The following is a 15,526-nucleotide window of genomic DNA, read 5'->3' as shown; positions in this document are numbered from 1 at the left end:
GACGGCAGCGACCCGGCCAGGTCAGGACGACCCGGCCGGCCCGACGCCGCCATGTGAACCGGACGACAGGAGTTGACAGGTAATGTCCAACGAGGAGCAGCTTCGTTCCTACCTCAAGCGGGCGATCGCCGACTCGCGCGAGGTCCAGCGGCGCCTGCGTGAGGTCGAGGACCGGCAGAACGAGCCGATCGCGATCGTGGGCATGTCCTGCCGTCTGCCCGGTGGGGTCACCGGCCCGGACGACCTGTGGGACCTGGTGCTCTCCGGCCGGGACGGCGTCGGCCCGGTGCCCGCCGGACGCGGCTGGGACCTCGCTGAACTGGCCGCGGCCGGCCTCACGTCGGTGCAGGGCGGCTTCCTGGTGGGCGCCGACGAGTTCGACGCCGGCTTCTTCGGCATCTCACCGCGCGAGGCCCTGGCCATGGACCCCCAGCAGCGCCTGCTGCTGGAGATGTCATGGGAGGCTTTGGAGGACGCGGGCATCCGGCCGCAGTCGCTGCACGGCAGCGACACCGGCGTCTTCGTCGGCACCTTCGCCTCGCACTACACCGAGGTGGCGGCCGCCTCGGCGGACGACCTGAGCGGGCACCTGATCACCGGCGGCTCGCAGAGCGTGGCCTCCGGGCGGATCGCCTACGTGCTCGGGCTGCAGGGACCGGCCCTGTCGGTGGACACGGCCTGTTCCTCCTCCTCGGTCGCGGTGCACCTGGCCGCGGGCGCCCTGCGTAAGGGTGAGTGCTCGGCCGCCCTGGTCGGCGGGGTGACCGTGATGGCCACGCCCGGTGCGTTCTTCGGGTTCTCCGCACAGGAGGGCATGGCCCACGACGGGCGCTGCAAGGCCTTCGCCGACTCCGCCGACGGTGCCGGATGGGCGGAGGGCGGCGGCGTCCTGGTGCTCATGCGGTTGTCCGAGGCACAGCGTCAGGGCCACCGTGTCCTGGCCCTGATCCGCTCCAGCGCGGTCAACCAGGACGGCGCCTCCAACGGCCTCACCGCGCCCAACGGCCCGGCCCAGCAACGGGTGATCCGCTCGGCACTGGCCGCCGCCGGACTCGCTCCGGCCGACGTGGACGTCGTCGAGGCGCACGGCACCGGGACCGTCCTGGGTGACCCGATCGAGGCTCAGGCCCTACTGGCCACCTACGGTCAGGACCGCCCGGCGGGGCGTCCGCTGCTGATCGGCTCACTGAAGTCGAACATCGGCCACACCCAGGCCGCGGCCGGGGTGGCCGGGATCATCAAGATGGTCCTGGCCCTGCGCCACGGGATCGCCCCGCGCACCCTGCACGTCGATGCCCCGACCGCCAAGGTGGACTGGACGCAGGGCGAGGTGCGCCTGCTGACCGAGAACACCGAGTGGTCCGGCACCGGGCAGCCCCGCCGGGCAGGCGTCTCCTCGTTCGGGGTCTCCGGGACCAATGCCCACATCATCCTCGAAGAGGCGCCCGTCGAGGGCCTTTCGGAGCAGGCTGGGGGCGCCCCCGGACCGTGGGTGGTCACGGCGAAGAGCCCCGAGGCCCTGAACGAGCAGGCCGCCCGCCTGGCGCAGCACCTGCGCACGCACCCGCACCTGCCGGCCGAGGCCGTCGCCGCCTCGCTGCTGGGCCGCACCCGGTTCGACCACCGCCTGGTGGTGCTCGGGCCCACGCGCGATGCACTGCTGAGTGGACTGGACACTTTCGTTGCTGGGCAACCCTCCGCGACCACCGTCCACGGCCGGGTGCGACCAGGCCCGCTGGGTGTGCTGTTCAGCGGGCAGGGAGCCCAGCGCCTGGGCATGGGACGCGAACTGCACGCCGGCAACCCCGTCTTCCATCGTGCTTTCGAGGAGGTGGCCGCCGAACTCGGCCGGCACCTCGAGCATCCGCTCACCGACGTCCTGTGGGGTGAGGACGGCGACCTGCTCGACCAGACCGGCTGGGCGCAGCCGGCCCTGTTCGCCATCGAGGTCGCCCTGTACCGGGTGCTGGAGGCCACCGGGGTTCGGCCCGCCTACCTGAGCGGGCACTCGGTCGGCGAGATCGCCGCCGTGCACGTAAGCGGGGCCCTGAACCTGGCCGACGCCTGCCGTCTGGTCGCGGCCCGAGGGCGCCTGATGCAGGCCCTGCCCGCGGGCGGGGCGATGATGGCGATCGAGGCCTCGCAGGCCGACGTGCGGCCCTACCTGTCGGCCGAGGTCGCCCTGGCCGCGGTGAACGGCCCGGCCTCGCTCGTCCTGGCCGGTCCGGAGGCGGCGGTGACCGAGGCCGCCGGCCACCTGGCCCGGGCGGGGCGGCGCACCCACCGGCTGAAGGTCTCCCACGCGTTCCACTCGGCGCTGGTGGATCCCATGATGGGAGCTTTCCAGCAGGTGCTGGAGACCCTGACCTGGCACGAGCCCACCGTGCCGATGGTCTCAACGCTCACGGCTGGCCCGGTCGCCGTCGGCGAGTTCGGCACCGTGGGCTACTGGCAGCGCCAGGCCCGCGGCACCGTCCGTTTCGCCGACGCCGTGCGCCGCCTGGAAGAACTGGGTGTGCGCACGCTGGTGGAGGTAGGTCCTTCGGGCGCGCTGGCGGCCGCCGCGGCCGAGATCGTCAGTGCCGAGACCATGACCGTCGCGCTGCAGCGAGGCCGGGAGAACTCTGAGAGCAACGGCCTTGAGTCGGCCCTGGCCACCTTGACGGTGCGCGGCCTGCCGATCACCTGGGGCCCGGCGCCGCTTCGGCCGATTCCCCTGCCCACGTATGCTTTCCAGCGCCGACGCTACTGGCCCACGCCGGCGCCGCAGACCGGTGACGTCAGCGGAGCCGGTCTGATGCCTGCGGGGCATCCGATGCTCGGCGCCACGGTGGTCCTGCCCGAGTCCGGCGGCACGCTGTTCACCGGCCGCATCTCCACCCGCACCCATCCCTGGCTGGCCGGGCACGTCGTGCGCGGTGCGATCGTCCTGCCCGGCACCGCCTTCGCCGAACTCGCGCTGTGGGCCGGCGCGGGCCTGGGCTGCCCGCGCATCGCGGAGCTCACACTGCACAGCCCTCTGGTGCTGGAGCCGGGGGTGGGCTGTCTGCTGCAGGTGCTGCTGACCCCCGGCGAGACAACCGCCGAACAGTGGACGTTCGTGGTCCACGCCCGGCCCGAGGACAGCCAGGAGTGGACCCGTCACGCCGGTGGCACCCTGACCCCGGCCCACGCGCCTGAACCGGTTTTCGTCTGGCCGCCGGCCGCACCGGAGATCAGCCTCGAGGGTGTGTATCCCGCCGCCGCCGAGGGCGGCCTGCTCTACGGTGAGGCCTTCCAGGGCCTGACCCGGGCCTGGAAGGCGGGCGAGCAGGTCTGGTCCGAAGTCGCCCTGACCGACGATGCCGGCGACTACGGCATCCACCCGGCGCTGCTGGACGCGGTGCTGCACGCGGCGCTGCTGCTGGACGATCGGCAAGGCAGTGGGCTGCCCTTCGTCTTCGAGGACGTGCAGCTGTACGCTTCCGGCGCCTCGCGGGTGCGGGCACACGTGCGGCGTACCGCCGCGGGAAAGCTGCGGGTGCAGGTCAGCGACGAGGCCGGCTCGCCGGTCCTGACCGTCGGCTCGCTGCTGACCCGGCCGCTGCCGCAGGGCCCGCTCAGCGGAAGCCCCGGCAGCACCGAGAGCACCGACACGGTGGTGCTGCAGCCGCGCTGGAACCGGATCACGGCCCCCGGTGCCGAGCGGGATGTGACGGTCGCCCGGCTGGCGGATCTCAGTGACGGCCAGACTGGTCCGGAGGCAGCTTTTTTCGAGATTCCGACGGCCGGTGGAGACGTGCTGGCGGACACGCGGCAGCGCACGGCAGCTGTCCTGGAGACGGTGCAGCATTTCCTGGCCCAGGACGCCTGGGCCAGGACGCGCCTGATCGTGATCACCTGGGGCGCGGTCAGCACCTCGCACGACGACGTCGCGACCGATCTGGGGGCGGCAGCGATCTGGGGCCTGGTACGTTCTGCCCAGTCCGAGAACCCCGGCCGCATCGTCCTGCTGGACCTACCGGCTCCCGAACCACTGGCCGGCCAGACCCCGGCCGGTGGGCCCGCGGTCCTGGTGTGGGCCGGGCCCGCCCTGGCCACCGGGCACCCCCAGCTTGCGCTTCGCGCGGGCGAACTGCTCATCCCCAGCCTGGTGCCGTTCGACCAGGCACCGGCTCACGATCCGCGGACGGCCTGGGCCGTGGCCCGACCCGACACCGTTCCTGGGGGTGCCTGCGCAGCCGAGGCAGGCAGCGGCACCGTCCTGATCACCGGTGGTACCGGCGGTCTGGGCATGGTGTTGGCCCGGCATCTGGTGCTGCAGCATCAGGTCCGCAGCCTGCTCCTGGTCAGCCGTCGCGGCCCCTCCGCCGAAGGCGTGTCCGACCTCGTGGCCGAGCTCGAGGAGGCCGGCGCCCGGGTCGTCGTGCAGGCCGCCGACGTGGCCGACCGGGAATCAGTGCGCCACCTCCTGGCCGCCCACCCGGACCTCACGGCGATCGTGCACACCGCAGGCGTGGTGGACGACGGGGCGATCACCTCGCTCACCCCGGAACGCATGCACACGGTGTTCGCGCCCAAGGCCGAGGCTGCCTGGCACCTGCACAAGCTGACCGCAGACCGCGATCTGCGCGCATTCGTCGTGTTCTCTTCACTGGCAGGGCAGTTCGGTACCCCCGGCCAGGCGAACTACGCGGCCGCCAACCTTTTCCTCGACACCCTCATGCAGTCGCGCCGCGCCGCCGGCCTGCCGGGTACGTCGCTGGCCTGGGGCGCCTGGGCGCCCACGACCGGCCTCACAGCCCGCCTGTCCGAGGCCGACCAGAAGCGCATCGAGCGCTCCGGGCTGCCCCCGCTGTCGCTCGAGCAAGGTCTGCGTCTGATGGACCACGCCCTCGGCCTGGCCTCCGACGACGACGACCGCGACCCGAGCCAGGACCCGAGCCAGGACCCGAGCCAGGACCCGAGCCAGGACCCGAGCCAGGACGGGGCCGGGGGTCCGGCCCGCCGCACCGGCCCGGCGGTGCTGGGGCTGACCCGTCTGGCTCCCGCCGACCTGCGGGCGGCCGGAGCAGTGCCCTGGCTGTTGCGCGACCTCGTGCCCGCCGCCGTTCCCACCGCCCGCGCCGGCAAGGTGGTGCCCACGGGGGACTTCGCCCGGAAGTGGGCCGCCCTGAGCGAGGCCGACCGGCCCGGCTTCCTCCTGCGCCTGGTCACCGGCCACGTCGCCGCAGCCCTCGGTCACCCGGACGGCGCCGGACTCGAGACCACGGTGCAGTTCAGGGACCTCGGATTCGACTCCCTGACCGCCATCGACCTGCGCAACCGCCTCAGCGGGGTCACCGGGCTGAGCCTGGCCGCCAGCCTGGTGTTCGACTACCCCACGATCACCGCGCTGGCCGATCGCCTGGCCGACCTGCTGGACCAGAGCCCGGCAGCCAGTGCGAGCGCGGCGGGCCCTCCGCCGGTCCTGGCCGATGCCGACGACCCGATCGTCATCACCGGTATGGCCTGTCGCGCCCCCGGCGGGGTGAACAACCCCGACCAGCTGTGGGACATGGTCCTGCAGGGCCGCGACGGGATCAGCCCCTTCCCCGAGGACCGCGGCTGGGACCTGGAGCTGCTGCTGGGCGCGGACGGTCCGGGGTCGGGCATCTCGGTCACGGCCGAGGGCGGGTTCCTGCACGGCGCAGCCGACTTCGATGCCGGATTCTTCGGCATCTCACCGCGCGAGGCGCTCGGCGCCGACCCCCAGCAGCGCCTGCTGCTGGAGACCTCCTGGGAGGCGCTGGAGAACGCCGGGATCGATCCGAGCAGCCTGCGCGGCAGCCCGGTCGGGGTCTTCATGGGGGCGATGACCTCCAACTACATGGAGGTCGCGGCCCGCTCCGCCGACGACCTGATCGGTCAGCTGGTCACCGGCGGCACGCTCAGCGTCACCGCCGGGCGCCTGTCCTACGTGCTCGGGCTGCAGGGCCCGTCGGTCACAGTGGACACGGCCTGTTCCTCCTCGCTGGTGGCCCTGCACTGGGCCTCCCAGGCGCTACGGGCGGGGGAGTGCACCGCCGCCCTGGTCGGCGGGGTCACCGTGATGGCCACCCCGGACGCCTTCGTCGGGTTCTCCGCCCAGGGCGGACTCGCCGGGAACGGCCGCTGCAAGGCCTATTCCGACAACGCCGACGGCACCGGCTGGTCCGAGGGTGTGGGAGTGCTGGTGGTACAGCGCCTTTCGGACGCCCGGCGACAGGGGCGGCGGGTCCTGGCCGTGGTCCGCTCCAGCGCGGTCAACTCCGACGGTGCCAGCAACGGGCTCACCGCACCGAACGGGCCCGCGCAGCAGCGCGTGATCCGCCAAGCGCTGGCCGCGGCCGGGCTCGGTCCGGCCGACGTGGACGTGGTCGAAGGTCACGGCACCGGAACCGTCCTGGGCGACCCGATCGAGGCCCAGGCCCTGCTGGCCACCTACGGCCAGGAGCGCCCGGCACACAACCCGGTGCTGCTGGGCTCGCTCAAGTCGAACGTCGGGCACACCCAGGCCGCGGCCGGCGTGCTCGGCCTGATCAAGATGATCCAGGCCATGCGCCACGGCATCGCCCCGCAGACCCTGCACGCCCAGCAGCCCAGCACGAAGGTCGACTGGACCCAGGGCGAACTGCAGTTGCTCACCGAGAACACAACCTGGCCGGCCACGGACCGGCCCCGCCGGGCAGCGGTCTCCTCGTTCGGCGTCTCCGGCACGAACGCCCACGTCATCATCGAAGCCCCGCACGAGCAACCGGCCCCCCTCACCCCGCCGGACCGTCCGATGCCGGTCAGCGCGCTCACTCCCTGGCTGCTCAGTGCCCGTTCCCCGCAGCAGGTACGCACGCAGGCCTCGCAGTTGCTGCGCGCCCTGCGCACGCACGCGCAGGAACCGGACCTGGCGGACGTCGGGGTGAGCCTGCTCAGCCGCACCCACTTCGAGCACCGGGCCGTCGTCCTGGGCCGCAGCCTCGACGAGATGCTCACCGAACTGGCGAACCTGGCCGCCGACGGCAGCCCGATGCGGACCGGTTCCGGCTCCCTGGCCGTGATGTTCGCCGGGCAGGGATCTCAGCGCATCGGGATGGGCCGCGAACTGCACGCCGCCTCAGCGGTCTTCGCCGAGGCCTTCGACGCCGTGGCCGCTGAGCTGAACGGGCACCTGGAACGTCCACTCCAGGAGGTGGTCTGGGGTGAGGAACCCGGCCTGCTCGCCGACACCGGCTGGGCGCAGCCGGCACTGTTCGCGGTGGAGGTGGCGCTCTACCGGCTCCTGACCTCCCTGGGCCCGGAACCGGCCTATCTGGTGGGTCACTCGGTCGGCGAGATCGCCGCCGCCCACGTGTCTGGCCTGCTGTCCCTGCCGGAGGCGGCCCGGCTGGTGAGCGCCCGGGGCCGGCTGATGCAGGCTCTGCCCGGGGGCGGCGTGATGATGTCCGCCCGGATGGCACGGCAGGAGGCCGAACGCCTCGTCCGGGGAACCGGTGTGGTCATCGCCGCCGTCAACGGCCCCGAGTCGGTGGTCTTCTCGGGCGAGCGCGACCGGGTCAGCGAGCTGGCTGCCGGTCTGAAGGTGAAGACCAGCTGGCTCAGGGTCAGTCATGCCTTCCACTCGCCGCTGATGGACCCGATGCTCAAGGACTTCCAGGCGGTCCTGGACACCCTCACCTGGCACGAGCCGCGCATCCCGATCGTCTCCACCCTCACCGCGCAGGTGGCCGGCCCCGAGATGGCCAGCCCGGAGTACTGGGTACGCCAGCTGCGCGAGCCGGTCGACTTCGCCAGCGCCGTCGCCCGCCTGGAAGAACTGGGCGCCACCACCTTGGTCGAAGCCGGACCCGACGCCGCGCTCACCACAGCGGCGCAGTACACCTGCAGCCCACAGGTCAGCACGGTGGCCTTGCTGCGGGGCCGCGATCGCCCCGAGAGCAGCGACGTGATGACGGCTCTGGCCGCGCTGCACGGTCGCGGCGTGCCGATCACCTGGGACGGCTTCTACCCCGGCGGGCGGCACGTCGAGCTGCCCACCTACCCGTTCGCGCACGAGCACTACTGGCCCAGCGCCCCGTTGAGCGGGCAGGACGTGCACGGCGCCGGGCTGAGGGCCACCGGGCACCCGCTGCTCGGCGCGGTGCTGACCCGCCCCGACGGCGCAGAAACGGTGCTCACCGGGCACCTGTCGCTGCGCACCCATCCCTGGCTGGCCGACCACCGCATCGGTGAGGAGATCGTCGTGCCCGGCACCGGTCTGGCCGAGATCGCGATCCAGGCCGGTGACCAGGTCGGCCGCCCGCGACTGGCCGAGCTCGCCCTCGAGGAACCACTGGTGCTCCCCGCCCGGGGCGCCAGCCAGCTCCAGGTCACCGTCACCGAGAACGAGACCGGCCGCTGGGGCGTCACCATCCATTCCCGCCCCGAGCACGAACAACGGTGGACCCGTCACGCGAGCGGCGTTCTGCAAGAGCCGCAGCCGCTTGCGGGGGAGGCGCTGGAGGAATGGCCGCCTGCCGCTGAGCCGGTCGACGTGTCCGGTCTCTACCCGGCCACCGCAGCTACGGGTCTGCTCTACGGCCCCGCCTTCCAGGGGCTGACCCGGGCGTGGCAGCAGGACCGGCAGGTCTGGGCCGAGGTGGAACTGCCCACGAACGTGGGCGTGCAGGGCTACGGCATCCACCCGGCCCTGTTCGACGCCGTCCTGCACGCGGCGGCGTTCCTTGGCCAGGAGCAGGCTCCGCAGCTGCCTTTCGTCTTCACCGACGTGCAGATGTGGGCTTCCGGCGCCCGCCAGGTCAGGGTCAGGATTGAGGACGCCGGTGAGGACGGACGCGTTCGGGTCGCCGTCGCCGACGCGCTGGGTAACCCGCTGCTCAGTGTCGGCTCGCTGCTGACCCGTCCGCTGCCTGAGGGCGGGCTGCGGGCCCCCGACGACACCGTGGCGCTGGTCCCGCGATGGAGCCCAGTGACTCTCCCGCCCGCCGCAACTGCGGTCGGGCACCTACTGCTGCCGGTCGCCTCGGGCGGCGGCCCGATGCTGGACGACGTCCACGCATTGACCGCCCACACCCTGCAGCGGCTCCAGGGCTGGCTCGAGGATCCCGCTCCAGGGCAGGAGAACCTCGTCGTTCTCACTCACGGCGCGGTCACCACCGGCCCCGGGAACACGGTGAGCGACCTGCCCGCGGCCGCCGTCTGGGGCCTGGTCCGGGCCGCCCAGAACGAGAACCCCGGCCGGATCCTGCTGCTGGACCTGGACCAACCCGCCGCCGAACCGGAGGCCTCCCTGATCGGGGCCGCCTTCGCCGCCGGCGAGTTGCAGGTGGCCGTCCGTGACGGCATCGCCCACACCCCGGCCCTGGTCCCGGCCGGCCCGTCGTCGCCCGCCGCCGAGCCCGCGCCGATCAGCGGACCGGTCCTGATCACCGGCGGCACCGGGGGGCTGGGCAGCAGCATCGCCCGTCACCTCGCCGCGACCACGCCCGGCGTCGAGCTCCTCCTGGTCAGCCGGCGCGGCCCCGAGGCCGACGGCGCCCAGGCCCTGGTGGCCGACCTGACCGAGGCCGGCGCGCAGGTCACGATCGCTGCCTGCGACGTCTCGGACCGCCCGGCCCTGGCCGCTCTTATGGCTCGTCATCCGGTGCGGGGAGTGGTCCACACCGCGGGGGTGCTCGACGACGGGGTGCTGACCTCGCTGAGCGCCGAGCGTCTGCAGCGGGTGCTGCGGCCCAAGGCCGACGCGGCCTGGCACCTGCACGAGCTGGCCGGTGACCTGGACCTCTTCGTCGTCTTCTCCTCGATCGCCGGGCAGATCGGCGCCCCCGGCCAGGGCAACTACGCCGCCGCCAACGTCTTCGCCGACACCCTGGTGCAGTGGCGCCGCCAGCAGGGCCTGACCGGCACGTCGATGGCCTGGGGCCCCTGGAACGCCGAGGCGGGCCTGATCTCCGGCCTGGCCCAGGCCGACCGAGAGCGGATGGACCGGGCGGGCCTGCCGCCTCTGGATCACCGGCAGGGCCTGAACCTCTTCGACCGGGCCCTGTCCACCGACCAGGCTCTGCTGGCCCTGACCCGGATCGACCGGGACGCGCTGCGCCGCAACGGTGTGCCGCCGATCCTGCGCACTCTGGCCGGCCCGGCGCCCCGGACGCGGCCGGTTGTCTCCTCCGGCCTGACCCGCAGATGGGACGGCGCCGGCGCCGCCGATCGTCCGCGGCTCCTGCGTGACCTGGTCCGGGCCGAGGTGGCCGCGGTCCTCGGACACACGTCGGCCGAGGCGATCGAGACCGGAACGCCACTGCGTGAGCTGGGTTTCGACTCGCTCTCGTCGATGGAGCTGCGTAACCGGCTCGGCGCCGCGACCGGGCTGAGCCTGCCGGCCAGCCTGGTGTTCGACCACCCCACGGTGAGTGCCCTGGCCGATCACCTGGCCGAGCTTCTCGGTGTCAGCGGGCCCAGTGAGGGCGGGCGAGTCTCTTCCAGACCCCTCGTCGACGCCGGCGACGACCCGATCGTGATCGTCGGCATGGCCTGCCGGTATCCCGGTGAGGTCGCCACCCCGGACGACCTGTGGAACCTGGTGGCCGAGGGCCGCGAGGGGATCACCCCGTTCCCCACCGACCGGGGCTGGGACCTGAGCGACCTGGACTTCACCCCCGAAGGCGGGTTCCTGCACGAGGCCGCCCACTTCGACGCGACGTTCTTCGGCATCTCGCCGCGTGAAGCCCTGGCTGCCGATCCGCAGCAGCGCCTTCTGCTCGAGACCTCCTGGGAAGCACTCGAGAACGCCGGAATCGACCCGGCCGGGCTGGCCGGCGCGCAGGTCGGGGTGTTCGCCGGTGCCCTGCAGTCCGGGTACAGCGAGGTGGCCTCCCGCTCGGCCGAGGACATCGCCGGTCACCTGGTCACCGGTGGCTCCCAGAGCGTCCTGTCCGGGCGGGTCTCGTACGTGCTGGGCCTTCAGGGCCCGACCATGACGATCGACACCGCCTGCTCCTCGTCGCTGGTCGCCCTGCACCTTGCGGCCCAGGCGCTGCGGGCGGGCGAGTGCACGATGGCCCTGGCCGGCGGTGTGACCGTCATGGCCACTCCGGGAACCTTCGCCGGGTTCGCACTGCAGGGGGGCCTGGCCGGTGACGGCCGGTGCAAGGCCTACGCAGACGCGGCCGACGGCACCGGGTGGTCCGAAGGTGCCGGGATGCTGGTGCTGCAACGTCTCTCGGACGCGCGCCGGCAGGGCCGGCGGGTGCTGGCGGTGGTGCGTTCCAGCGCCGTGAACTCCGACGGCGCCAGCAACGGCCTCACCGCCCCCAACGGCCCGTCCCAGCAGCGCGTCGTCCGGCAGGCTCTGGCCGCGGCCGGGCTGCGGCCCGGCGACGTGGACGCGGTCGAAGGGCACGGCACCGGCACGGTTCTCGGTGACCCGATCGAGGCCCAGGCCCTGCTGGCCACGTACGGTCAGGAGCGCGAGACCCCGCTGTACCTGGGCTCGCTGAAGTCCAACATCGGCCACACCCAGGCCGCCGCCGGGGTCGGCGGCATCATCAAGATGATCATGGCTATGCGGCACGGGCTCCTGCCCCGCACACTGCATCTGGACCAGCCCTCGACGAAGGTCGACTGGAGCACCGGTTCGCTCGAGCTGCTCGCCCACGAGCAGGCCTGGCCACAGCTGCCGGCCGGGCGCCCACGCCGCAGCGCCGTCTCCTCGTTCGGTGTCTCCGGCACCAACGCCCACGTGATCCTCGAGGCACCGGAGGCCGACGACGCCGTCTTCCCGGCAGGCCCGGCCTCAGCGCCCACCCTGAGCGGAAACACTGTGCCCTGGCTGATCACGGCCCGCACCGAGCCGGCCCTGCGCGATCAAGCGGCTCGGCTGCATGCCCACCTGACCGCTCGGCCCGACGCCGCACCGCAGGACGTTGCCTGGTCCCTCCTGGAGCACCGCTCACGCTTCGCTCAGCGCGCCGCGATCACCGGCACCACCCGGGAAGAACTCCTGAACGGACTGGCGGCGCTCGCCTCGGGCGAGCCCACGGCCAACGCGGTCACGGGTGCTGCACGGGCAGGCGATGGGGTGGTGTTCATCTTTCCGGGCCAGGGCGGCCAGTGGACCGGCATGGCGGTCGACCTGCTCATTGAATCGACGGTCTTCGCCGAGCGGATGCAAGCGTGTCAGGAAGCGCTGGCGCCGTTCGTGGACTGGCGTCTGGCTGATGTGCTGGGGGATGAGGCCGCGCTTGAGCGGGTGGAGGTGGTTCAGCCGGCGCTGTGGGCCGTGATGGTGTCGCTGGCCGGGGTATGGCGGTCGCTGGGGGTGGAGCCGACTGCGGTGGTGGGGCATTCGCAGGGTGAGATCGCCGCGTTGTGTGTGGCGGGTGGTCTGAGTCTGCAGGACGGGGCCCGGGTGGTGGCCCTGCGCAGTCGGGCCGTCGCCGAGGAGCTGGCTGGGCGAGGCGGCATGGTCGCTGTCGCCCTGCCGCGTGCCGAGGCCGAAAAGCTGGCCAAGGGAACCACTCTCTGCGCAGCCGTGGTGAACAGTCCCGGTTCGACCGTCCTGTCCGGTGCCGTCGCCGACGTCAGGGCGATCGCCGCCCGGTGCGAAGCTGATGGTGTGCGGGCGCGGATCCTGCCGGTCGACTACGCCTCCCACTCCACCCAGGTCGACGCACTCCGCGAGCGGCTGCTGCGGGAACTGGCCCCGGTAACCCCGCAACCTGCGTCCGTCGTCGTCTACTCCACGGTCACCGGTGCCCCGCTCGACCCGCTCCAGGCGGACGCCGCCTACTGGGTCGAGAACCTGCGCTCGACGGTCTGTTTCGAGGACGCGCTGCGGTCCCTGGCCGGGGCCGGCCACCGGTCCTTCCTCGAGATCGGCCCGCACCCGGTGCTGCTCGGCGCCGTTCAGGAGACGATCGCGGACGCCGTCGTCACCGGCACCCTGCGGCGTCAGGAGGGTGGCGCCGACCGGGTCGTCGCCGCATTGGCCGAACTGGCCGTGAGCGGAGTCGAAGGCGACCTGCGGGACGTGCTCGGCGCCGCCCGTCCCCTCGACCTGCCCACCTACGCCTTCCAGCAGCAACGCTTCTGGCCCGACACCCTGCTCGCCAGCGACGTCTCCGAGGCCGGTCTCGCTCCCACCCGGCACCCGATGCTGGGGGCCGCGGTGCCCCTGCCCGAGGATGCCGGAACCGTCCTGACCGGGCGGCTCTCCCTGCACACCCATCCCTGGCTGGGCGACCACCGGGTCCGGGGCCTGGCGGTGCTTCCCGGCACCGGTCTGATCGAACTGGCGCTGCGGGCGGGCGAGGAGGTGGGCGCCGCTCATCTGGCCGAGCTCACGCTCGAGGCCCCACTACTCGTCCCGGACCAGGCGAGCCTGAGCATCCGGGTCACCGTGAGCGCGCAGAAGGAGCCGGACGAGAGCTGGCGGGTGGCGGTCCACAGCCGAGCGGGTGAGGACCAGGAGTGGACCCGGCACGCCTGGGGCGTCCTGGACCGACGCGAGAGCGCGGGCCAGGCACTGGCCTGGCCGCCCGCCGGCGTGAGCCCGGTGGACCTGGCCGGTTTCTACCGTGAGGAAGGACGCGAGTTCGAGGACATCCACTACGGGCCGGCCTTCCAGGGCCTGCAGGCGGTCTGGGCCGGTCCCGACGGTGACACGTGGGCCGAGATCGCCCTTCCGGACGGCCTGGACGACGAGCGCTTCGGCTTGCACCCGGCGCTGTTCGACGCCGTCCTGCACGCTGCCCTGGCCGCCGCCGGGACGAACGCCGAGGCTCCGGACGAGAGCCCGCACCTGCCGTTCATGTTCACCGATGTCCAGGTGCACGCCGGCGGCGCGACCCGGCTGCGGGCCCGGATCACCCGGGAGGCGAGCGACCGGATCAGCATCACCGCCACGGATCCGGCGGGCGGGCCGGTGCTGACCGTTGGTGCTCTTCTCAGCCGCCCGCTGCCGGACGGGCCCCTGGTGATCGCCGGAACGAACGACAGCGTCGTCCTGGGCCTGGAGTGGACGCCCATCGAGGCCCCGGCTCCCGCCGCCGCGCCGGGCTGGTCCGTGACCGCGGACCTGAGCACCTCCGGTTTCACCGAGCCCCGGCCCGCCGGTCTGGTGCTGAGCGTCCCCACCACCGACCCGGCCACGGTCGGCGACTCGCAGCAGGCCGCGGATCGGGCCCTCGAGGTCACCACCTGGGCCCTGGAACAGCTCCAGAGCTGGCTGTCCCGTGACGAACTGGCGGCCACGCACCTGGTCGTCCTGACCCGCTCGGCGGTACACACGGGCCCCGGCCACCCGGTCACCGACCTGCCTGCGGCAGCGGTCTGGGGTCTGGTGCGCTCGGCCCAGTCGGAGAACCCCGGACGGATCACCCTGCTGGACATCCCCACCGGGATCGAGGTCCCCGAGCCGGCCGCCATCGCCGCGCTGGTGGCCACCGGCGAGCCGCAACTGGTAATGGACCCCACACCCCGGGCGCCGCGCTTGACGCGTCGTCGTGCCGGCGCCGAGGCCGTGAACATCCCGGACGGACAGATCCTGATCACCGGCGGCACCGGCGGGCTGGGCCGTGCGCTGGCCCGGCACCTGGTGCTGCGCCACGGGGCGCGCGACCTGCTTCTGGTCAGCCGGCGGGGAACCGCAGCCGAGGGGACCGGGCAGCTGGTGGCCGAACTGAGCGCCCACGGCGCCCGGGTGAGGATCGAGGCCTGCGACGTCTCCGACCGCTCCGCCCTGGCCGCCCTGCTGAAGGGGCGCGTGCTGGGCGGGGTGGTGCACACCGCCGGAGTGCTCGACGACGGAGTGATCAACTCGCTGACGCCCGAGCGGCTGCAACGGGTGCTGCGGCCCAAGGTCGACGCTGTGGCCCACCTGAGCGAACTGGCCGAACTCACCGATCCCGGCCTGTTCGTGGTGTTCTCCTCGATGGCCGGTCTGCTCGGTGGCCCGGGGCAGGGCAACTACGCGGCGGCCAACGTCTACTTGGACGCGCTCATGCAGCAACGCCACCAGGCCGGCCGTCCCGGCCGTTCGCAGGCCTGGGGTCTGTGGACCTCCGAGACGGGCCTGGGCGGCACGCTGAGCGCGGGCGATCTGCAGCGGATGGCCCGCAACGGCATGCCACCGCTGTCGGTCCAGGAGGGCCTGAGCCTGTTCGACCAGGCCCTGGCCGTCGACGAGCCGGTGCTGGGCCTGACCCGGCTGGACCCGGTACTGCTGCGCAGGCCCGATCGCCTGCCGCCGCTGCTCAGCTCGCTGGCCCCCCGGGCCGTACGGCGGGCCGCAGGTGCAGCCCAGGAACAGCCCGGCAGCATCGCTCAACGCTGGCTCGCCCTGCCGGCGCAGCAGCGGCCCGACTACCTGCGCCAGGCCGTGCGCGCCGAGGTCGCCGCCGCCCTGGGCCACGCCTCGGGGGAGGGCATCGACGCCGACCGGGAGTTCCGGGAGCTGGGCTTCGACTCCCTGACGGCCCTGGAACTGCGCAACCGCCTGTCCGCCGGGACCGGCCTGACCCTGCCCGCCACGCTG

1 protein-coding gene is annotated in these 15,526 nt (G+C 73.1%); it reads left to right on the top strand.

The features are described from left to right. Window positions 1-124 precede the first annotated feature (124 nt). The coding region (locus LWF15_RS31185) for an SDR family NAD(P)-dependent oxidoreductase (protein WP_408624392.1) at window positions 125-15,526 on the top strand (15,402 nt) is incomplete at its 3' end.

The organism is Kineosporia rhizophila, from assembly GCF_021277265.1.
GTDB classification, from domain to species: Bacteria; Actinomycetota; Actinomycetes; order Actinomycetales; family Kineosporiaceae; genus Kineosporia; species Kineosporia rhizophila.
This window is presented reverse-complemented; position numbering and strand designations above follow the sequence as displayed.